This is a genomic window from Cyanobium usitatum str. Tous, from assembly GCF_003011885.1.
In the GTDB taxonomy this organism is placed as follows: domain Bacteria; phylum Cyanobacteriota; class Cyanobacteriia; order PCC-6307; family Cyanobiaceae; genus Cyanobium_A; species Cyanobium_A usitatum.
This window is the reverse complement of record NZ_PXXO01000010.1, coordinates 61,460-80,616: the sequence shown is the minus strand read 5'-3', so window position 1 is coordinate 80,616 and position 19,157 is coordinate 61,460. Positions and strand designations below refer to the sequence as shown.

Sequence of the window (19,157 nt, the reverse complement as noted above, 5' to 3'; positions counted from 1 at the left end):
CCACCGAGCCCCGAATGGCTGTTGATTCCACCGCGTCTACCTGGAGCCAGCGTTTCGAGCAGGGCCTGCATCCGGCGATCGAGCGCTTCAACGCTTCGATCGGTTTTGATATCACCCTGCTGCAGCAAGACCTGGACGGCTCCATCGCCCATGCCCGCATGTTGGGCAGTTGCGCTGTGATCAGCGAGAGCGAGGCGGCCCAGTTGATCGAGGGCCTGGAGAATGTGAGAGCTGAGGCAGCCAGGGGCGAGTTCAACCCCGGCCTGGAGGCTGAAGATGTGCACTTCGCCGTTGAGCGGCGTCTGATTGAGTTACTCGGCCCCCTGGGCAAGAAACTGCACACCGGCCGCAGTCGCAACGACCAGGTGGGCACCGACCTGCGCCTGTGGCTACGCGGCCAAATTGATGCCATTGATGGGGGCTTGCTGCGCTTCGAGCGGGCCCTGCTGGCTCAGGCTGAGCTGCACAGCACGGTCTTAATCCCCGGCTACACCCACCTGCAGCGGGCCCAGCCGGTGTGTCTGGCCCACCACCTACTGGCCTACATCGAGATGGCTGAGCGGGACCGGGCCCGCTTGGCAGATGTGCGCGGCCGGGTGAATATCTGTCCCCTGGGGGCCGCGGCCCTGGCGGGCACGCCGGTGCCCATCGATCGGCGCCAGACCGCCGCCGAGTTGGGCTTTGACACCATCTACGCCAATAGTCTCGATGCGGTCAGTGATCGGGACTTTGCGGTTGAGTTCATGGCTGCCGCCAGCTTGGTGCTGGTGCACCTAAGCCGGCTCAGTGAGGAGGTGATTCTCTGGGCCAGCGAAGAGTTTGGCTTTATCGGCCTCACCGACCGCTGTGCGACTGGCAGCAGCTTGATGCCCCAGAAAAAGAACCCTGATGTGCCCGAGCTGGTGCGGGGTAAGAGCGGCCGGGTGTTTGGCCACCTGATGGGCTTGCTCACCATGATCAAGGGCCTGCCCCTTGCGTACAACAAGGACTTCCAGGAAGACAAGGAGGCCCTGTTTGACGGGGTGCGCACCTGCCTCGATTGCCTGGAGGCAATGGCGATTCTGTTTGAAGAGGGGCTCGAGTTTCGGCCCCAGCGCCTGGAGGCGGCAGTGGCGGCGGATTTCTCTAACGCCACCGATGTGGCCGACTACCTGGTGGCTAAGGGGGTGCCCTTCCGCGAGGCTTATCAGTTGGTGGGCGGCCTGGTGAAGGGCTGCCTGGCTGAGGGAATCCTGCTGCGCGACCTGCCCCTGGGGCGCTGGCAGCAGCTGCACCCTGCCTTTGAAGCCGACATTTATAAGGCCATTACTCCCCAGCAGGTGGTGGCGGCCCGGCGCAGCGAGGGGGGCACGGGCTTTGACCAGGTTGAGCAGCAGTTGCAGCAAATTCGGATGCGACTTGCCTCCTGAGAGCAGCCAGCTTTCGTTAGTCGTCTTAGGGTGGATCGGTTAGTGGCCCATTGGCCCACATGCATCGGTCCCGCGGCCGATCTTCAGTTCGTGAGTATTTTTGTCGGCAACCTTCCCTTCCGCGCTGAGCAGGAAGACGTGGCGGAATTGTTTGCACCCTTCGGTGAGGTGTCTAGCTGTTCCCTACCCCTTGAACGGGATACCGGGCGCAAGCGTGGTTTCGCTTTTGTTGAGATGGGCGATGAAGCAGCGGAGGCAAAGGCCGTTGAGGCATTGCAGGGTGCTGAGCTGATGGGTCGTCCCCTGCGCATCAACAAAGCGGAGCCCCGCACCGGTGGCGGTGGCGCTGGTGGTGGTGGTGGCCCGCGCCGTGGTGGTTATGGCGGCGGTGGTGGCGGTTACGGAGGAGGCGGTGGTGGCGGCTACGCAGGTGGCGGCGGCGGCGGTGGCTACAACCGCGGCAGTGGTGGTGGAGCAGGCGGTGGTGGTGGTTATGCGGGTGGTGGCGATCGGGGATCTGGTGCCCGTGGCTGGGAAGATCGGAGCTATGGCGCTGGCAATCCTGCTGGTGGCGACAGCTTCGACGCTGGGCGCACCCGCCGCCGCCGCAGTGGCGGTGGCGATAGCGGTGGTGGCGACTTCTACGGTGGTGCCGAGGGCTAGTAGCCCCGCTCTGCCAGGGATAGGGCCGCGGCTGCCAGAACGCCAGCATCTGCGTCCCTTGCCCCTGCTTTTTCGGTGAGTTGCTGGCGCCAGCGTTTGGCGCCGCCTACCCCCTCCACCACATGTACTAGGTGGCGGGCGATGGGCCACAGCCGCCCGCCCCGACTGCGCCATTGCTCGGCGTAGGCAACCAAACCACCCACCACGCTGGAGGCTGTGGCCAGCGGCTGGCTGTCGTCGGCGTAGATCTGCTGGTCCACCTGCCTCCACTGGAGGGGATGGGCATAAGCAGCCCGACCCACCATTGCCCCGTCCACCAATTCGAGCTGCTGCACGCAGTCGTCCAGGCTTTCCAGACCGCCGTTTAACTCGATGCTCAGTTGCGGTCGATCGCGCTTGAGGGCGTGCACCACGTCGTAGCGCAAGGGTGGGATCGTGCGGTTCTGTTTGGGATCGAGCCCCTCCAGCCACGCTTTGCGCGCGTGTACTGCAAAGCGCTGGGCTCCCGCTGCCGCCACCGCATCCACGAAGGCCAGCAACTCGGCGTATGAGTCGCGCTCGTCAATGCCGATGCGGTGTTTCACCGTTACCGGCAAGGGGCAGGCGGCGGCCATGGCGGCAACGCAGCGGGCCACTTGGTCAGGATCGGCCATCAGACAGGCCCCAAAGCGGCCTTTTTGCACCTTCTCGCTGGGGCAGCCCACATTCAGGTTGATTTCATCGTAGCCCCAATCAGCCGCCAGGGCAGCGGCCTCAGCCAGCAAGCCAGGATCGTCGCCGCCCACTTGCAGGGCTAGGGGTTTTTCGATCGGATCGAAGCCAAGTAGGCGCTCCAGCCGCCCCCCCGGTGCGCTGGCATCAGGTGCTTGCCTGGCGTGGTGCAGGGCCTGGGCTACCACCATTTCGGTGTAAAGCAGGCTGCGCCTGCTGATCTGCCGCATCAGCACCCGGAAGTGCCGATCGGTGTAGTCCATCATCGGGGCCACACTGAAGCGATAACTGGCTGGATCGATCTGGCCCATCTCCCCATGCTGCCAATTCATGCTGCCGTTGTCGTGGCCGGTGGCGGTGCCGCCGGCTTTATGGCAGCCATCTGTGCTGCTGAGGCCGGCCTTGGCGATATCGCCCTGCTGGAAGCCACCAACGAGCCGTTGAACAAGGTGTTGATCAGTGGCGGTGGGCGCTGCAATGTCACCCATGCCTGCTGGGATCCTCGGGCGTTGGTGGGGCACTATCCCCGGGGTGGCCAAGCCCTGCGGGGTCCCTTTTCGCGCTTTGCTCCCGGCGATGCCGTCGCCTGGTTTGCTGACCATGGCCTCGAGCTGGTGGAGGAGCCGGACGGCCGCCTGTTTCCCCGCTCAAATCGTGCCGAATCGGTGGCAGCCACCTTGCGCCGAGCGGCCCTCCAGGCCGGGGTGCAGCTGCACACAGGGGTGAGCCTGCAGAGGGCCGCTGCTGCTGCCGGTGGTTTTGACCTGCTAGTACGGGGCGGCGGAGCGATCAGAGCTGATCGGTTGGTGCTTGCCACCGGCAGCCATCCCAGCGGCCGCCAGCTGGCGGCGGCCCTAGGCCATGGACTGGTGGCGCCTGTGCCCTCCCTATTCACTTTGGCCCTGGCTGGCGATCCCCTGCTGGAGCTGGCCGGAGTGGTGATGGATCCGGTGGAGCTGGCTTTGCACCTGCCCCAGGAGCCCCAGGCCGCTCGGGCTGGCCAGCCTTTTCGCCAGCGGGGCCCGGTGCTGATCACCCATTGGGGTCTGTCCGGTCCAGCCACCCTGCGGCTCACGGCTTTTGCTGCCCGCGCCCTCAAGGCCAGTGGCTATCGGGGTGAGCTGCGCCTTGATTGGAGTGGTGGCTTGTCCCAGCAGGATCTTGAGGGCTTGTTTGCCGAGGCCAAGCGAGACCAGGCCAAGCGGCAACTAGCCAACTGGCGCCCCTGGCCCGCCCTCAGCCGGCGCCTATGGCTGGCCCTGTTGCAGCGCCATGGCCTAGACCCTCAGCAGCGCTGGGCTGATCTTGCTAAGCGGCACCAACAGCTGTTGGTATCGGCCTTGCGTGATACCCGGCTGGCCATTACCGGGCGGGGCCCCTTCGGCGAAGAATTCGTGACGGCAGGGGGCATTCCTCTAGGTGAGGTGAACCTGGCGACGATGGAGAGCCGCCAGCAGCCTGGTCTTTATTTGGTGGGTGAACTTTTGGATGTGGACGGGGTGACGGGGGGGTTCAACTTCCAGCACTGCTGGAGCAGCGGCTGGCTGGCTGGCCAGGCTTTGGCTGAGAGTTATTTGATTTGATCAAACACTGAGAACATCGGTAGATACATAGCCAGCAGGATTGAAGCCACAATGCCGCCGACAAGCACGATCATGGCGGGCTCCAGCATGGAGGTGAGTGCCTTGACGGTGGCTTCCACTTCGTCTTCATAAAAGTCAGCCACCTTGGAGAGCATGGCGTCCATTTCGCCTGTTTCCTCGCCGATGGAGAGCATGCTTATAGACATATCAGGAAATACGTTCATGCGTCCAAGCGCCACACTTAACGGAATTCCCTGCAACACGTCTTGGCGGCTATTGCTAATTGCATCTGAGATAATGGAATTATTTGTGATTTCCCTGACTATGTCAAGTGACATCAAAATGGGCACCCCCGCTCGCGTTAGGGAGCTAAAGGTCCGGCAGAACTGGGCCGTTGCTGTTTTTTGAATCAATTCGCCAAACAGGGGGAGCTTGAGCACAAGGGCATCTACTCGCCGCCGGCCTATCGGTGTGGCATAAAACTTACCAAATAGAAATATCCCGGCAATAAGTCCTAATACCAGATACAGAGAAAAGGTTGAGCGCAGTAGGCTACTTAGGTCCACCATCATCTGGGTGAACCAGGGGAGTTCGGCGCCTAGGCCATCAAAAATACCCGCAAAAGTGGGAATGATGAAGATTGTCATTCCTAGAAAGACTGAGATGGCGATGAACAACACAGCCACCGGATAGCCCATGGCCCCTTTGATCTGGTTTTGCAACTTGGCGTTGTCCTCAAGCAGTTTGGCCAGTCTCTTTAGGGATTCATCCAGCACACCGCCGGCTTCCCCCGCCTCCACCATGGCGATGCTGAGCTTGTCAAATACTTTGGGCCAGCGCCGCAGGGCTTCGCCTAGGGAGATCCCCTGGTTTACCTCCAGGCTGATCGATTGTAGGGCCCGTTTAAACAGGGGCATCTTTTGTTGAGATGCCATTAGGTCGATGCTGCGCACAATTGGTACGCCAGCATTGACAAGGGCCGACATCTTGCTGGCAAATACAGCTTTATCTTTGATGCCAGGTTTCGCCTCTAGCAGTTCATTGAGTTTTGAGAATTTGAGTTTTTCACTTAGTTGGGCTGCGGCACTAGATCCCGTCGCCGTGGTTTTCGGCTTGGCCTTGATTTCGGTGGCTCGGATGCCTCGCAGCCTCAGGCTGCGCTTGGCCTGGGCCGGATCGGTCGCCTCGATATCCACAAGCACTGACTTGCCTTGAGGATTGACGTAGGTGGCAACGAAGGCAGGCATGGCTTAGGAGTTCCTAGTGGTGAATCAGCCCAGTTGGTTGACTAAACGTTTGAGCTCTTCAGGTCTTGAGGTTTTCAAAAGGGCTTCATCCATCGTGACCTGGTTGCTGAGAACCAGATCCCCAAGGGCTTTTTCCAGCGTTTGCATGGATAGTTGACCGCCTGTCTGAATCGCAGAGTAAAGCTGTGCGGTTTTACCTTCCCGGATCAGGTTTGCGGTGGCTGGTGTATTGATCATGATCTCCTGGGCCATGACACGACCAGATTGGCCCGGGCTTGGATTGTGCCGCTTGCAAAGGGTCTGGGCAAAAACGGCCACAAGGCTGCTGCTTAGCTGCACCCGAATCTGGGTCTGCTGGGTGGGGGGAAAAACATCCACCATGCGGTCCACGGTCTGGGCGGCCGAACTGGTGTGCAGGGTGCCAAATACCAGGTGACCGGTCTCTGCTGCCGTAATTGCTAACTGGATGGTGTCTAGGTCTCGGAGCTCACCCACCAGGATTACGTCGGGATCTTCCCGAAGGGCGGCCTTTAGGGCATTGGCAAAACTGCGGGTGTCATCGTTTAGCTGGCGCTGATGGATGACACTTTTTACTGGTCTGTATGTGAATTCAATCGGGTCTTCAATGGTCAATATATGTTCTGCCCGGGTTTGGTTTATGTGCTCGAGCATCGCCGCCAAGGTTGTGGTTTTGCCGGAGCCGGTGGGGCCTGTTACGAGAATCAGCCCTTTGGGCATGTGGCTCATTTCCTCCACAATCGGTGGTAGCCCAAGGCTTTCCAGAGTGGGCACGGTGTTGGCAAGGGCTCGCAGGCAGGCGGCGTAGGTACCCCTCTGGCGATAAACATTGACTCTGAAGCGGGCGATCCCTTTAAGGCCATAGGCGCAATCTAGTTCCCAGGTTTGCTCTAGCTGCTTGCGCTGGGCATTATTTAGCATGGAGAAGATTAGTTTATTGCAGTTTTCTTCATTTAGGGAATCATCATGTATGGGTCTCAGTTGACCGTTGAACCTTCCATAGGGAGGTATGCCTGCACTGATATGGAGATCACTGCCGCCATCCTTTACAAGCTCGGTCATCAAGTCTTCAATCATCACGGCCATGGGACCCTCAGCGGCTGGTTAGACAGTAGGGACATTCAAGCCAGTCGTCATGGAGCCCGGCGCCGCAGTTGCTGCAGGTGAGCGTGCTTAGTGATTTAGAGCGGCGTTCAGCTTCCAGGCCTGAATCAGTGAGCAGCATCCGTTCGACCTCGGCCAGGGTTGTGTGACCTTCGCGCACTAGCTGCAGCCCGTAGCCCAAAAGGGTTTTCATGCCGTTTTCAAGCGCCATTCGCCGCAGCACATCTGTGGGTTGCCTCTTGGCGACAGCTGCTGCCAAGGTATCCGTCATCCGTAGGATTTCGTAGACACCGATTCTTCCTTTGTAGCCGGCACCGCTGCAAGCAGGGCAGCAGCCTTCCTGGTTGCGGTTCTGGGTGTTGGCCTTGAAGAAGGTCACCGTGGTTTCGTGGCTACTCAACAGACCAAAACGGGCCAGTTCTTCCGGATTGGGGGTGTAACTGATTCGGCAAGCCGTACACACCCGTCGTAGCAGCCGCTGGGACACGATGCCCAGCAGTGATGCGCTCACCATGAAGGGCTCCACACCCATTTCATCGAGGCGGGCGATGGCGCTGGCTGCGTCGTTGCAGTGCAGGGTGGTCATCACTAGGTGGCCCGTAAGTGCGGCCTCGATCGCCGTTTTGGCCGTCTCCAAGTCGCGGGTTTCCCCCACCAGCAAAACGTCGGGGTCCTGTCGCATAAAGGCACGTAGAGCCGTACTGAAATCGAGCCCCTTCTCTCGATTTACTTGGGTTTGGGTGATCCCATGCAGGGTGTATTCGATCGGGTCTTCAACTGTGGAAATGTTGATGCCTGGATCGTTGCGCTCAGCCAGTAGGGCGTAGAGGGTGGTTGACTTGCCCGAGCCGGTCGGGCCCGTTACCAGAATCATTCCGTAGGGTTTAGATCCCAGCTCTCGCAGGGTTCTTCTGGCATCCGCATCGGTGATTAGGGATTCCAGGCCGAGCTGGGTGGCGCCGCTGTCAAGTAGGCGCAAGCATATTTTTTCACCGTTCCGGCTGGGCAAAGTGCTTACCCGAAAATCCATTTTGCGGCCGCGGAACATGCGCCTGATGCGGCCGTCTTGAGGCAATCGCCGCTCGGCGATGTCCAGCTCCGCCATGATTTTGATGCGTGATGTGACGGCTGGTGTCAGGCTCTTTGGCAGGTCCTCGAAGTGCTTCTGCAGCACACCGTCGAGGCGAAAGCGAATTTCCAGGGTGTTTTCCTGGGGTTCCACGTGAATATCACTTGCACCAGAGGTGAGGGCCTCGATCAGGATTCTGTCCACCAAGCTGATGATTGGTGAAGCATTGGCACTGCTGCTGGCTGCAGCAGCATTGATCTCCAGATCTTCGACATCGGCAACCTCTTGCAGCTGCCCCTCGGCGGTGCCAGGGATGCCTAGGTCTTTGGTTAGGGAGCGGGGGGCGTTAAAGCTTGCAGGTGGTCGCGGTTGGGCTGGCTTGGAGACTTCGGGAGCGGGAGTTGGTGCTTTTGCAGTGAGTGCAGTTGTGAGATTTGTCGCCAAGGCCAACTTCAGCTCCGCGTTGAAGCCGGCACGTTGCAATTCCTCACTTAAACTCTGGCGCTGCTGGGCCCCCCAGTTGCTCGGTACGGCAACTACCAATCTTCCTTTGGCTTCTTGAAGGGGCAAGGCGCCCAGTTCGCGCCAGCGGGCTTCTGGCAGCCCTTTGCCCCTAAAAAGTAAGTCTTGACCAAGGGTCTGCAACTCGGTTGCTTGCAGCACCGGTTCACCAACCAGTAGCTCCACCTCCAGACGCTGCTGCTCTTCGCTGCTGGCTTCAGGGACGGGGCGGGAAGGGGTGAGGGTCATGGAGCCAGAAGGTGCGGGCTTCCGCCGCTTGTGGGAGGTAGGCCCGGCGCTTCAACATGTCTAGAACCAAAGTCCGACCTTGTCAGCCATGAGCGGTGACACCTCGATGAGCGGTGACAGCAACCTGGGAGCTGGGGCCCCCCAAGCAGCTGATCCCAGCGAGATTCCGGCTACTCCGGAGATGGAGGCTAGACAGGAGGCCGGCTCTCACCAGATTTCTGATCAGGGTTCCGATCTGGCTGGCCAGCTGGCGGCACTCAAGGCAGAGCATGAGGCCCTCAACGGCCAATACATGCGTCTGGCTGCCGACTTCGACAACTTCCGCAAGCGCCAGAGCCGCGACAGCGAAGACCTGCGCCTCCAGATCACCTGCTCCACCTTGGGTGAGATTTTGCCGGTGGTCGATAACTTCGACCGGGCAAGGCAGCAGCTGAATCCCCAGCATGAGGAAGCCCAGGCGCTGCATCGCAGCTATCAGGGCCTGTACAAGCAGCTAGTGGATGTGTTCAAGCAGCTGGGGGTTTCACCGATGCGGGTAGAGGGTGAACCCTTCGATCCCAGCTTGCATGAGGCGGTACTGCGTGAACCCAGCGAGGCCCACGCCGAAGATGTGGTGATCGAGGAGTTGCAGCGCGGCTACCACCTAAACGGTCGGGTGCTGCGCCACGCCCTGGTCAAGGTGTCGATGGGGCCTGGTTCCGGCGCCGTCCCCGCTGGCCCCCAAGCAGCTGAGAATGGCCAGGCTGAGGAGCAGGACGGCTGATGGCCGACTACTACGACCTGCTCGGCACTGCCCGCGACGCCGATCCAGACACCTTGAAGCGGGCCTACCGGCGGATGGCCCGTCAGTACCACCCGGATGTCAACAAAGATCCTGGGGCTGAAGACAAATTCAAGGAGATCGGCCGGGCCTATGAGGTGCTCAGCGACCCCCAGACTCGCGCCCGTTACGACCAGTTTGGTGAGGCGGGCCTAGGCGGCGGCGGCGCCCCTGATATGGGCGACATGGGCGGCTTTGCCGACCTGTTTGAGACCTTCTTCAGTGGCTTTGGGGGGGCGGGTGCTGGAGCAGGTCCGCGGCGACGTGGTCCCCGTCAAGGCGATGACCTGCGCCTCGACCTCACCATCAACTTCCAAGAGGCGGTGTTTGGTATCGAGAAGGAGGTGCAGATTCGCCATCTCGAAACCTGCAGCACCTGCCAGGGATCCGGTGCCAAGGCGGGCAGTGGACCCACAAGTTGCGGCACCTGTGGCGGCGCCGGCCAGGTGCGTCGGGCCACCCGCACCCCATTCGGCAGTTTTACCCAGGTGGCGGCTTGTCCTACCTGTGAGGGCAGCGGCCAGGTGATTGCCGACCCCTGCGGCGCCTGCGGTGGCCAAGGTCTGCAGCAAGTGCGGAAAAAGCTGCGGATCAACATCCCAGCTGGGGTTGATTCCGGCACCCGGCTGCGGGTGGCAAATGAGGGCAATGCCGGCCAGCGGGGTGGTCCCGCCGGCGATCTCTATGTGTTCCTCAGCGTTCAATCGGCTGCTGGCTTACGCCGCGATGGCATCAACATCCACTCGGAGGTGACGCTCAATTACCTCCAGGCCATTTTGGGCGACACCATCGAGGTAGACACGGTGGACGGCCAGGAGTCGTTGGAGATTCCAGCCGGTACCCAGCCCGGAGCGGTGCTCACCCTGCAGAGCAAGGGGGTGCCCAAGCTGGGCAATCCGGTGGCTCGAGGCAACCACCTGGTCAGCATCAAGGTGCAGCTGCCCACCAAGCTCAATGCTGAGGAGCGGGAGTTGCTGGAGCAGCTGGCCGGCCACCACACCAACAAGGGCCACAAGCATCCCCATAAAAGCGGCTTGTTTGGGGGCCTCTTCGGTTGAGCGCCAGTTGGGCAGACGGCAACCCAGATGCCCAGCTCGATCTGCGTGGCATCGCTTGTCCGCTCAACTTCATTCGCACCAAGCTGGCCCTGGAGCGTTTGGTTCCTGGCCAGATCCTGCAGGTGGACCTAGATCGGGGAGAGCCCCAGCAGCAGGTGACCCAGGGGCTGGAGAGCGCAGGTCATGGGGTTACCTGCTGCGATCACCCGGAGCAACAAGGGGCCGTGCGGCTGCAGGTTCGCTGTCATGGAGGTTGAGCCTGGGCGGTTGCGCCTAATTGGGCAGGTGGTGGCCCTGCTGGCCAATTACTGCTGGGTGGAACTGGATCAGCTAGGGCCCACTGGCCTGAGTCGACTTTTGTGCACCCGGCGCACCCGCCTTGGCAAAAGCGGCCAAACCATCGCCGTTGGGGATCGCGTTTGGGTGGATGGCATCGACTGGCCCGCTGGCCGGGCGGCTGTGGCGGCCCTGGAGCCGCGTCAGAGCCTGCTTGAGCGGCCCGCCGTGGCCAATGTGGCCCTCGTGGTGGTGGTGGTGGCGCTGGCGGAGCCAGAGCTGGATCTGCTCCAGCTCACACGCTTTTTGTTGACGGCTGAGGCGACGGGGCGGCCGGTGCAGTTGGTGTTCTCCAAGGCGGATCTGGTTTCGCCTGACGAGGTGGCTAGTTGGTGCCAGCGAGCTGCTGCCTGGGGTTACGACGCCCTGGCGGTATCTACCAGTAGTGGCGAGGGCATGGAGCCTTTGCTGCAGCGGCTGGCCCAGCCAGGTATCGCCGTGCTTTGTGGACCTTCTGGGGTGGGGAAGAGCAGCGTGCTCAACCGTCTTTGCCCCGAGCTCGGCCTGCGGGTGGCGGCGGTGTCAGGGCGGCTGCAGCGGGGCCGCCACACCACCCGCCACGTGGAGCTTTTCCCCTTGGCGCCCGGAGCCCTGCTGGCCGACACGCCTGGATTCAATAGGCCGCGGCTGCCCGCCGACCCCGTTGCCCTAGGCCCCCTGTTTCCGGAGATTCGGCAACGACTGGGCTTGGGCTGCTGCCGCTTCAGCAATTGCCTGCACCAGGGCGATCCCGGCTGTGCCGTTGGCTCCGACTGGGAGCGTTACCCCCTTTATGCCCAGTGCCTGAGCGATCTGCTGCTGGATGGCGAGCGAACGGGCCGGGTTGCGGACTCCCCTGACGGGTCGGGGCTGCGGCGCCGCGGTCAGGGTCTAGAGCCCCGCCTGGCGCCCGGATTGCGGCAGCTCTCCCGGCGTCGCCAGCGTCAGCAGCTGCTGGATGGGGAAGAGGATGGCCAGGCTGGCACTGGAAAAGTGACGGATTTCAGCCGCCCAGACCTGGCAGATTGAGATTTAGGCCACCGGTGAGTTCTTCCATGCGGCCTTTCATCGTGCCGGTGGACAGCTCGTAGGCGGCTTGCAAGGCTTCCAGCACGGCGGCTTCGCTGGCGGCAGCCCCTTCGGCGATCAGTTCGGGGGCCAGTTGCACTCGCAGCGGTTGCTGGTTGCCCGTGAGCCAGATGCTTGCCCGGCCGTCGCCGCTGCGGCCCTCCAGTTCCATTGCATCAAGTTCTTCCTGGAGCTTCTGGGCGTTTTGCTGCAGCTCCTGGGCCTTCTTGAAGGCCTCGGTGAGCTGACCGAAGTTGGGGAGTCCGAAGCCAGCCATGCCCTAAAAGTTGCTCGGCTCAGGCTAAGGGGCAGCTAGTGCTCCGGCCCGAAGCCCAGCCGCTTTACCTCGGGGTGGAGGGTCAGGCCGTGGCTGGCCAGCACCCGGCGTTGCACTTCTGCGATTAGGGCATCGATGTCGCTGGCGCTGGCCTGGCCAATGTTGACGATGAAATTGGCGTGGATTGGCGAGACTTGGGCATCACCGATCTGCAATCCCTTCAGGCCCAGCGCTTCGATCAGCTGCCCTGCTTTTTGTGGTTCTGGGTTGCGAAAAACACTGCCGCAGCTGGGTTGTTGGTAGGGCTGGGTGCTGGTGCGGCTGTGCAGATTGGCACTGGTGCGCGAGGTGATGGCTGCGGGGTCGTGGCCGGCCTCCAGCTGGAAGGTGGCTGCCAGCACGATCCAGCTCTCCGCCTGGAGGCGGCTGTGGCGATAGGCGAAGTCCAGCTCCTGGGCTTCCAGCTCGAAGGGCGTTGCGGGATTGGCCGGGTCCAGCACCCGCACCGAGTGCAACCATTCGGCCGTGCAGCCGCCCTGAGCGCCCGCATTCATCACCACCGCGCCCCCTACGGTGCCTGGAATGCCCACGGCCCACTCCAGCCCGCTCAGGCCAAGCCGGGCTGCTTTGCGGGCCAGGGTGGGGATCGGTTCTCCGGCTTCCGCTTCCACCAGGCCGTTGGCGGCGTCGAGCCGGCTCCCCTGCAGCCGCCTGTTGCAGATGGTGAGGCCGGGCAGGCCGCTATCGGCGATCAGCAGGTTGGAGCCTGCGCCGATGCAGCGCAAGGACAGGCCCTGGGCCCGGGCCCAGGCCGCCAGAGAAATCAGCTCTTCGCGTTCTCCAGGCTCGGCAAACCACTCCGCTGGACCTCCCACCTTCCAGGTGGTGAAGGACTGAAGTCCTACCCCTTGGCGTAGGGCCGGGTGGCAGCTGGGGGCCGCAATCATCAGGCTCAGGCCGCCAGGGGGAGTTCAGAGGCAGTGATGGCGCTGTCAACTGCTTGCTGGCGCTGCTCGAGGCGTTCCCAGAGGCTGTTGACGTCTCCAGCACCCATGGCGATCACCAGATCACCCTCTTGACTCTTGGCTGCCACCTGGGCGGCGAGCTCGTCGAGAGTGCTGGCTACCGCCACCGGCAGGTTGGGTGCCAGCTGCCGCACCGCCTCGGCCATGGCGGCGCTGGAGATGCCTGGAATCGGCGCTTCACCAGCGGCGTAGAGGGGCGCGATCAGCACGGAATCGGCTTCCGATAGGGCCGCTGCAAAGCCGTCCAGAAATTGGGCTGTGCGGCTGTAGCGATGGGGCTGAAACACTGCTACCAAACGCCTTGGCGCCACGGGCAGGGCGCTGCGGCCGCTGTCCACCATCAGCTTGGCCATGGCCAGGGTTGCGGCCACCTCGCTGGGGTGGTGGGCGTAGTCGTCGACCACCAGCCGGCCCTGCCATAAACCGCGGAAATCAAAGCGCCGTCCTGGGGCCTGGAGGGCGGCTACCGCCTCGCCCAGCTCGGCAAATGAAACCCCCTCCAGCCGGCAGGCGGCCATGGCCGCAACCGCGTTACTGAGGTTGTGACGACCGGGCAAGGGCAGTTCAAAGCGGCCCACCAGCTCACCGTCTTCATAGAAGTCGGCAATGGTGCCGTCCCCCCTTTGCTCTTGGGCAATCGCTGCAAAGGAGACGCCTGCGGCGCTTTCGATCGACCACCAATGACTGGCTTTGAACCGCTCGCGCAGCACCGGGTCGTCGTGGTTTGCCAGGAGCCTTGATGTGTTGCCAGCGAACCTTTGCAGGGTGGTGATCAGGGCTTCGAGGTCGGGGTAGTGGTCCGTGTGGTCGAGTTCGACGTTGGTGAGCACGCCGAGGGATGAGCGGAATTTCACCAAGGAGCCGTCCGATTCATCCGCCTCCGCCACCAGCAGCCTGCCTTCGCCATGGCGACCGTTGCTGCCAAAGGCGGGCACGATGCCGCCAATCACTGCGGTGGGGTCGTGTTGGGTAGCAGCCAGCAGGGTGGCGATCAGGGTGCTGGTAGTGGTTTTGCCATGGCTCCCGGCTACGGCGATGGAGTCCTGGCTATTGATCAAGGCGGCCAGCACGTCGGAGCGGTGGCAGATCGCCAGACCCATGCGACGGGCCTCCACTAGCTCCGGGTTGGTCTCTGGCACCGCGGAGCTGATCACTACTTGAGGTGAGACCGAGGTGCCGCTGCGGATAGCAGCAACCGTGGCGGCGTTCTGCTCCAAAAACACCCGCACCCCCAGCCGCCGCAAGCGGTCGAGCACGGCGTTGTCCCGGGGGTCGGAGCCACTTACCGCGTAGCCCCGTTCCGCCAGGATCCCTGCCAGGGCAGACATGCCGATGCCGCCAACGCCAATGAAGTGGAGTGGCTGGTGACGATCGAGCAGGGGCGCCAAACGCAACTCCAAATCAGGGTTCAGATGAGCACAAAATTAAACTGACAACAGCCCGAAAACCTTTACGAGTTGCTGCGCGTTTGCGCATGGTCCTCGGCGTGCGCCCTTCCTGCAAGAGGGGAGACCGGATCAATTTCTGTATGATCGGCAGCCAAAACCACTTTCGTTAGCGGCTTTTGCCGCAATCGGCCATGACTTTGCGCGTTGCGATCAATGGATTTGGCCGGATTGGTCGCAACTTCACCCGCTGCTGGCTGAGCCGTGGGGCCAACACTGGCATCGAACTAGTGGGCATCAATGGCTCCGGTGACACCAACACCATGGCCCACCTGCTCAAGTACGACTCCATGCTCGGCCCCCTGCGGGGCGTGGACGTCACCACCACCGAGGACACGATCGTCCTCAACGGCAAGACAATCAAAACCTTCTACGACCGCAATCCCGCCAACCTTCCCTGGAAGGAATGGGGCGTCGATCTGGTGATCGAATCCACCGGAGTGTTCAACGATGATGTGGGTGCCAGCAAGCACTTTGAAGCTGGTGCCAAAAAGGTAATTCTCACGGCGCCTGGCAAGGGCGCGAAGGTTGGCACTTTTGTGGTGGGCGTTAACGCCGATCAGTACCGCCACGAAGATTGGGACATTCTCAGCAACGCCAGCTGCACCACCAATTGCATGGCTCCTGTGGTGAAGGTGCTGGATCAAGCATTCGGCATCGTCAAGGGCACGATGACGACCACCCACAGCTACACCGGTGACCAGCGCATCTTGGATGCGGCCCACCGCGACCTGCGCCGTGCGAGGGCCGCTGCGGTAAACATTGTTCCCACCAGCACCGGCGCTGCCCAGGCTGTGGCGTTGGTCTATCCGCCGATGAAGGGCAAGCTCAGCGGCATCGCTATGCGAGTGCCCACACCGAATGTCTCGGTGGTTGACATGGTGCTTGATATCAGTCGCGACACCACCAAGGAAGAGGTGAATGCCTTGCTCAAGGCCTCATCGGAGAATGCCATGAAGGGCATCATCAAGTATTGCGATCTACCTTTGGTTTCCAGCGATCATGCCGGCACCGACGAATCGACGATCATTGATTCGGAGCTCACCTTGGTGATGGGTGGCAACATGCTGAAGGTTATTGCTTGGTACGACAACGAGTGGGGCTACAGCCAGCGCGTTGTTGATTTGGCTGAAATTGTTGCCAAGCAATGGAAATGAGCTGAGCAAATCACCAACTTTTAAGCCGCCCTTGAGGGCGGCTTTTTAATGCTTACTTTAGAAATTCAGCTGTGGGGTTGGAGATTTTCGGATCCTGATAGCACTCGTGCTTTGACGATGCCGTCGTCAGCCGTGAGTTCTTCGAGAACATCAAAGCCATCCACCACATAACCGAAAGCGGCATAGCGGCCGTCGATCAGGTTTAGGCCGGCAGGGGTCAGTTCAGGTTCGAACAGGAAGAGGAAGAACTGGGAGGAGCCGTCGTCTAGCACTTCATCGGAGTGGGCCCAGCCCAGGGTGCCCTTGGTGGAGAAGGGTAGTTCTGGTGCGGCCTTGAACATGCCGAGGTCTTCGAAGGTTTGGTTGTAGAAGGGCTCGCTCTGGCCTGGCACCTTGATCTCTAGCGGCACCTTGCGCTCCGTTTTGGTTTTCGGGTCGATGTATCCATCATTTGGGCCTTCCGGATCGCCGGTTTGCAGCACGTAAAAATCTTCGGCTCGAATGAAGGGCAGTCCGTCGTAAAAGCCGCGTTGCACCAGATCAACAAAGGCGCCGGCGGTGAGGGGCGCGTTGTAACCGTCTACAACCGCAGTTAGGTCGCCTTTAGTGGTGGTGAGCTGCACGGTTGCCCGGCCCAGCAGCCTGGGCAAATCGGCAAATTCAGCCGGAATTTGATAGGGGAACGGCCCCACCAGCAGGTCTTCGGCTTTGCCGATGCTGTTGAGGGCCTCACGGCGGGCTGCCAGGAATGGGTCGCGCTCCTGGCCTTCGGCGGCGGCGGCGAGCACTTGCAGTTGCTCTCCCACCTGGTCCAGCAGAGTTGCGGCCTCGGTTTTCGCTGGGGCATCGAAGCCTTCGAGCATGGCTGCCTTGCGGCTGCCCAGTAAGGAAATGCAACGCCGCACGGAGCTGGCTAGGGCTGGCCAGCGCTTAGCGCGCAGGTCGTCGCTGGTGGCCTCGAGGCGATGCTGAAGCTCCTGCAGGTCGGGGGCCTTGATTGGCAAGGCATTGCGCAGCAGCGCTGCAGGGTCGGTTACGGCGTTGCCCTGGGGCAGGGCAGCCCAGGCGGTGGGGGCAGCGAGCAGTACAACCAGCATCAAGCTGGCCAAGCCAGCAAACCAGCGCGCCCACGTTGAGCGATTCGCCCAGCTGGATTGGCCCCGTGCCATGGCAACACCCTGTCGTTGAGCGGACTTTGGCACAACTTCAGGGCCTCCGGAATGGCCCCGCAGAGGCCCGTTCCGGTAGCCAGCCTTACAATCCCCCAGATCTGAACCGCCGGAATGATCTCCAGCAACGACTTTCGAACCGGTACCTCAATCGAGCTGGATGGCCAGGTGTGGAGGGTCGTTGAGTTTTTGCACGTCAAGCCCGGCAAGGGATCGGCGTTCGTGCGCACCAAGCTCAAGGCGGTTCAGAGCGGCAACGTCGTGGAGAAGACCTTTCGGGCAGGCGAGATGCTGCCCCAAGCCATTCTCGAAAAGAGCACCCTCCAGCACACCTACATGGAGGGTGACGACTACGTGTTTATGGATATGGGCAGCTACGAGGAAACCCGGCTGACGGCCAAACAGATTGGTGACAGCCGCAAGTACCTCAAGGAGGGCATGGAGGTGAACGTGGTGGCCTGGAACGGCAAACCCTTGGAGGTGGAACTACCCAACTCGGTGGTGCTGGCGATCACCCAGACCGATCCGGGCGTCAAGGGCGATACGGCCACTGGCGGCACCAAGCCTGCAATCGTTGAAACGGGAGCCCAGGTGATGGTGCCCCTGTTCCTGTCGATCGGCGAGAAAATCAAGATAGATACTCGTACCGACAGCTATTTGGGCAGGGAGAACTGATCGCCATGCAGCTCAACCACGACCAGCTTCAGCACCTTCTCGCCCTGCTTGGCGAGAGCGACATCCAGGAGTTGAAGCTCGAAGGAGACGACTTCCGCTTGGAGGTGCGTCGCAACCTTCCCAGTGCAGCTCCTACAACTGTTTTCCAGGCCAGTACCGCTCCGGCCCAGGTGCTGCAGGCAGCGGCCCCCCTGCCCGTTGCCCCCTCGGCTCCACCGCCACCGGCTGCTGCCAGCCGCGGCGACCTGCTTGAGGTCACAGCCCCGATGGTTGCCACCTTCTATCGAGCTGCAGCTCCCGGCGAAGCCCCCTTTGTGGAAGTGGGTGGCCGCATCAAAGTCGGCCAGACCGTCTGCATTCTTGAGGCGATGAAGCTGATGAATGAGCTGGAGTCTGAGGTGGGCGGTGAGGTGGTTGAAATCCTGGTGGAAAACGGCACCCCCGTGGAATTCGGTCAGGTGTTGATGCGGGTGCGGCCGGCCTGAGCGGCTAGCCCAGATCCCTTGCCGTAATCAGGGCAGCCGCCATGCTGTCGGCCCTGGCTAGGCCTTGGCCAGCGATCGCGAAGCCTGTGCCGTGATCTGGTGAGGTGCGCATAAACGGCAACCCCAAGGTGGTGTTGACTGCGGCATCAAAGGCCAGCAATTTCACCGGGATTAGTCCCTGGTCGTGATACAGCGCCAGGTAGCCATCGGGGCCTGGTCTGGGGCCCGGCCAGGCGGCGGCCGCGCTTAGCCAGCAAGTGTCCGGCGGCAATGGGCCTTCGAGCTGCACCTCTGGATGCTGCCGGCGCCAGGCCTCCAGGGTTGCTTCCAACCAGGTGCTCTCCTCCTGCCCCAGGCGCCCCGCCTCGCCGGCATGGGGATTGAGTCCTGCCACCACTAGGTGGGGGGCTGGGTTGGAGCGCTGGCAGAAGGCCAGGAGCTTATCCAGCTTGCGTTGCACCAAGGCTCCATTGAGATGTTGGGGTACGGCGGCCAGGGGAATGTGGGTGGTGGCCAGCAGGGTGTTGAGGCGCCAGTGGCCCGCGGGTGCTAGCGCGGTAAACAGCATCGAGGCTTCGGGGCTGCCGCTGAGTTCCGCCAGCCGCTCGGTTTGGCCTGGGTAGGGGTGGCCGGCAGCGTGCCAGCTGGCCTTGGCGATTGGCGCTGTCACCAGGGCCCGGCAGCGGCCGCTTTGCACCAGCTCGACGGCGGCGGTGAGCCAGTTGAAGCTGGCTGCTCCGCAGGCCGGGGTGCTGCGTCCTGGCTGGCAGCTCTCCACTAAGGGCAGATCGAGAATCTCCAGCTCTGCCGGATCCCGCAGCGGTTCGCTGCTGCTGGGCTTGAGCAGTTGGTAGCTGGTTTCCAGCCAGCGGCGGCAACCCACCAGCAGGGGCTGCTGTGAGCGCCATTCCGCCCTGGCCAGGGCCTTGAGAGTTACCTCAGCGCCTATGCCGGCAGGATCCCCTAGGGCAATGGCAAGCCGGGCTGGGGTGGGGTTGGATGGGGCTTGGCCGCTTGTGGTGGAGCCCATGCTGCGCTGGTTGTTGCTGGGGGGTCTGTTGCTGGGTCTGGGCACGGGGCTCAGCAAGGGCTGGATCGAGTTGCGTTGG

Annotated in this window: 19 protein-coding genes; 10 read left to right on the top strand and 9 right to left on the bottom strand. The window is 62.0% G+C overall.

The genetic code is table 11. The features are described 5' to 3' along the window. Nucleotides 1-14 precede the first annotated feature (14 nt). On the top strand, nucleotides 15-1,409 hold the full coding sequence (argH, locus tag C7K55_RS09675) for an argininosuccinate lyase (protein WP_106632517.1): 1,395 nt from the start codon (nucleotides 15-17) through the stop codon (nucleotides 1,407-1,409). 90 nt (nucleotides 1,410-1,499) lie between these two features. Next, entirely contained in the window at nucleotides 1,500-2,072 is a 573-nt protein-coding gene (locus tag C7K55_RS09670; RefSeq protein WP_106632540.1) for an RNA recognition motif domain-containing protein, read from the top strand. Here the strand turns inward: C7K55_RS09670 and dusA are convergent. Next, on the bottom strand, nucleotides 2,069-3,115 hold the full coding sequence (gene dusA, locus C7K55_RS09665) for a tRNA dihydrouridine(20/20a) synthase DusA (protein WP_241518291.1): 1,047 nt from the start codon (nucleotides 3,113-3,115) through the stop codon (nucleotides 2,069-2,071). The genes C7K55_RS09670 and dusA overlap by 4 nt on opposite strands. Here dusA and C7K55_RS09660 point away from each other — a divergent pair. Then, a complete protein-coding gene (locus tag C7K55_RS09660; protein WP_106632515.1) occupies nucleotides 3,101-4,366 on the top strand; it encodes a BaiN/RdsA family NAD(P)/FAD-dependent oxidoreductase in 1,266 nt (421 codons plus the stop codon). The genes dusA and C7K55_RS09660 overlap by 15 nt on opposite strands. On the opposite strand, the gene C7K55_RS09655 is transcribed toward C7K55_RS09660, so the two are convergent. From C7K55_RS09655 to C7K55_RS09645, 3 genes are read right to left on the bottom strand one after another with little or no spacing between them, the layout of a single operon-like run. Next, a complete protein-coding gene (locus C7K55_RS09655; RefSeq protein WP_106632514.1) occupies nucleotides 4,354-5,613 on the bottom strand; it encodes a type II secretion system F family protein in 1,260 nt (419 codons plus the stop codon). The genes C7K55_RS09660 and C7K55_RS09655 overlap by 13 nt on opposite strands. Nucleotides 5,614-5,637: 24 nt before the next feature. Beyond that, nucleotides 5,638-6,717 carry a type IV pilus twitching motility protein PilT gene (locus C7K55_RS09650; protein WP_106632513.1) on the bottom strand — a complete coding sequence of 360 codons (1,080 nt, stop codon included), beginning with the start codon at nucleotides 6,715-6,717 and terminating at the stop codon, nucleotides 5,638-5,640. Between the two features lie 7 nt (nucleotides 6,718-6,724). After that, nucleotides 6,725-8,554: a GspE/PulE family protein gene (locus C7K55_RS09645; RefSeq protein ID WP_106632512.1), complete on the bottom strand. Its 1,830-nt coding sequence runs from the start codon at nucleotides 8,552-8,554 to the stop codon at nucleotides 6,725-6,727. Nucleotides 8,555-8,642: 88 nt separating this feature from the next. Between C7K55_RS09645 and grpE the strand changes: the two genes are divergently transcribed. Genes grpE through rsgA form a run of 4 tightly spaced genes read left to right on the top strand, consistent with a single transcriptional unit; the run spans nucleotide 8,643 to nucleotide 11,776 of the window. Beyond that, nucleotides 8,643-9,317 (top strand): nucleotide exchange factor GrpE, encoded by a 675-nt coding sequence (grpE, locus tag C7K55_RS09640; protein WP_241518290.1) that lies wholly within the window; start codon nucleotides 8,643-8,645, stop codon nucleotides 9,315-9,317. Then, entirely contained in the window at nucleotides 9,317-10,432 is a 1,116-nt protein-coding gene (gene dnaJ / locus C7K55_RS09635) for a molecular chaperone DnaJ (RefSeq protein ID WP_106632511.1), read from the top strand. The genes grpE and dnaJ overlap by 1 nt, the downstream gene beginning before the upstream one ends. Beyond that, the gene (locus C7K55_RS09630; RefSeq protein WP_106632510.1) at nucleotides 10,429-10,689 is read left to right on the top strand and encodes a sulfurtransferase TusA family protein; all 261 of its coding nucleotides are present in this window, start codon (nucleotides 10,429-10,431) and stop codon (nucleotides 10,687-10,689) included. The genes dnaJ and C7K55_RS09630 overlap by 4 nt, the downstream gene beginning before the upstream one ends. Next, entirely contained in the window at nucleotides 10,679-11,776 is a 1,098-nt protein-coding gene (gene rsgA / locus C7K55_RS09625; protein WP_106632509.1) for a ribosome small subunit-dependent GTPase A, read from the top strand. Before C7K55_RS09630 ends, rsgA begins: the two co-directional genes overlap by 11 nt. Here rsgA and C7K55_RS09620 read toward each other — a convergent pair. The 3 genes from C7K55_RS09620 to murC are packed head-to-tail and all read right to left on the bottom strand — an operon-like array spanning nucleotide 11,751 to nucleotide 14,505. Then, nucleotides 11,751-12,092, bottom strand: a complete 342-nt coding sequence (locus tag C7K55_RS09620) for a YbaB/EbfC family nucleoid-associated protein (protein WP_106632508.1) — start codon at nucleotides 12,090-12,092, stop codon at nucleotides 11,751-11,753. The two genes, rsgA and C7K55_RS09620, sit on opposite strands and share 26 nt — an antisense overlap. Nucleotides 12,093-12,127: 35 nt before the next feature. Next, the gene (gene murB / locus C7K55_RS09615; RefSeq protein ID WP_106632507.1) at nucleotides 12,128-13,039 is read right to left on the bottom strand and encodes a UDP-N-acetylmuramate dehydrogenase; all 912 of its coding nucleotides are present in this window, start codon (nucleotides 13,037-13,039) and stop codon (nucleotides 12,128-12,130) included. A gap of 5 nt (nucleotides 13,040-13,044) precedes the next feature. Further along, nucleotides 13,045-14,505, bottom strand: coding sequence for a UDP-N-acetylmuramate--L-alanine ligase (gene murC, locus C7K55_RS09610; RefSeq protein ID WP_106632538.1), 1,461 nt, complete (start codon nucleotides 14,503-14,505; stop codon nucleotides 13,045-13,047). 191 nt (nucleotides 14,506-14,696) lie between these two features. Between murC and gap the strand changes: the two genes are divergently transcribed. Then, nucleotides 14,697-15,719 (top strand): type I glyceraldehyde-3-phosphate dehydrogenase, encoded by a 1,023-nt coding sequence (gene gap, locus C7K55_RS09605; protein WP_106632506.1) that lies wholly within the window; start codon nucleotides 14,697-14,699, stop codon nucleotides 15,717-15,719. Nucleotides 15,720-15,784: 65 nt separating this feature from the next. Here the strand turns inward: gap and C7K55_RS09600 are convergent, their stop codons facing one another. Next, a complete protein-coding gene (locus C7K55_RS09600) occupies nucleotides 15,785-16,888 on the bottom strand; it encodes a peptidylprolyl isomerase (protein ID WP_106632505.1) in 1,104 nt (367 codons plus the stop codon). Between the two features lie 114 nt (nucleotides 16,889-17,002). Here C7K55_RS09600 and efp point away from each other — a divergent pair, with 114 nt between their 5' ends. Together efp and accB are read left to right on the top strand one after the other, a co-directional pair. After that, nucleotides 17,003-17,563, top strand: a complete 561-nt coding sequence (efp, locus tag C7K55_RS09595) for an elongation factor P (protein ID WP_106632504.1) — start codon at nucleotides 17,003-17,005, stop codon at nucleotides 17,561-17,563. A 5-nt stretch (nucleotides 17,564-17,568) separates the two neighbouring features. Beyond that, complete coding sequence (gene accB, locus C7K55_RS09590) at nucleotides 17,569-18,048, top strand: acetyl-CoA carboxylase biotin carboxyl carrier protein (RefSeq protein WP_106632503.1); 480 nt, start codon at nucleotides 17,569-17,571, stop codon at nucleotides 18,046-18,048. 4 nt (nucleotides 18,049-18,052) lie between these two features. Here accB and pdxA read toward each other — a convergent pair whose 3' ends face one another. Next, the gene (pdxA, locus tag C7K55_RS09585; RefSeq protein WP_106632502.1) at nucleotides 18,053-19,078 is read right to left on the bottom strand and encodes a 4-hydroxythreonine-4-phosphate dehydrogenase PdxA; all 1,026 of its coding nucleotides are present in this window, start codon (nucleotides 19,076-19,078) and stop codon (nucleotides 18,053-18,055) included. Nucleotides 19,079-19,157: the final 79 nt, after the last annotated feature.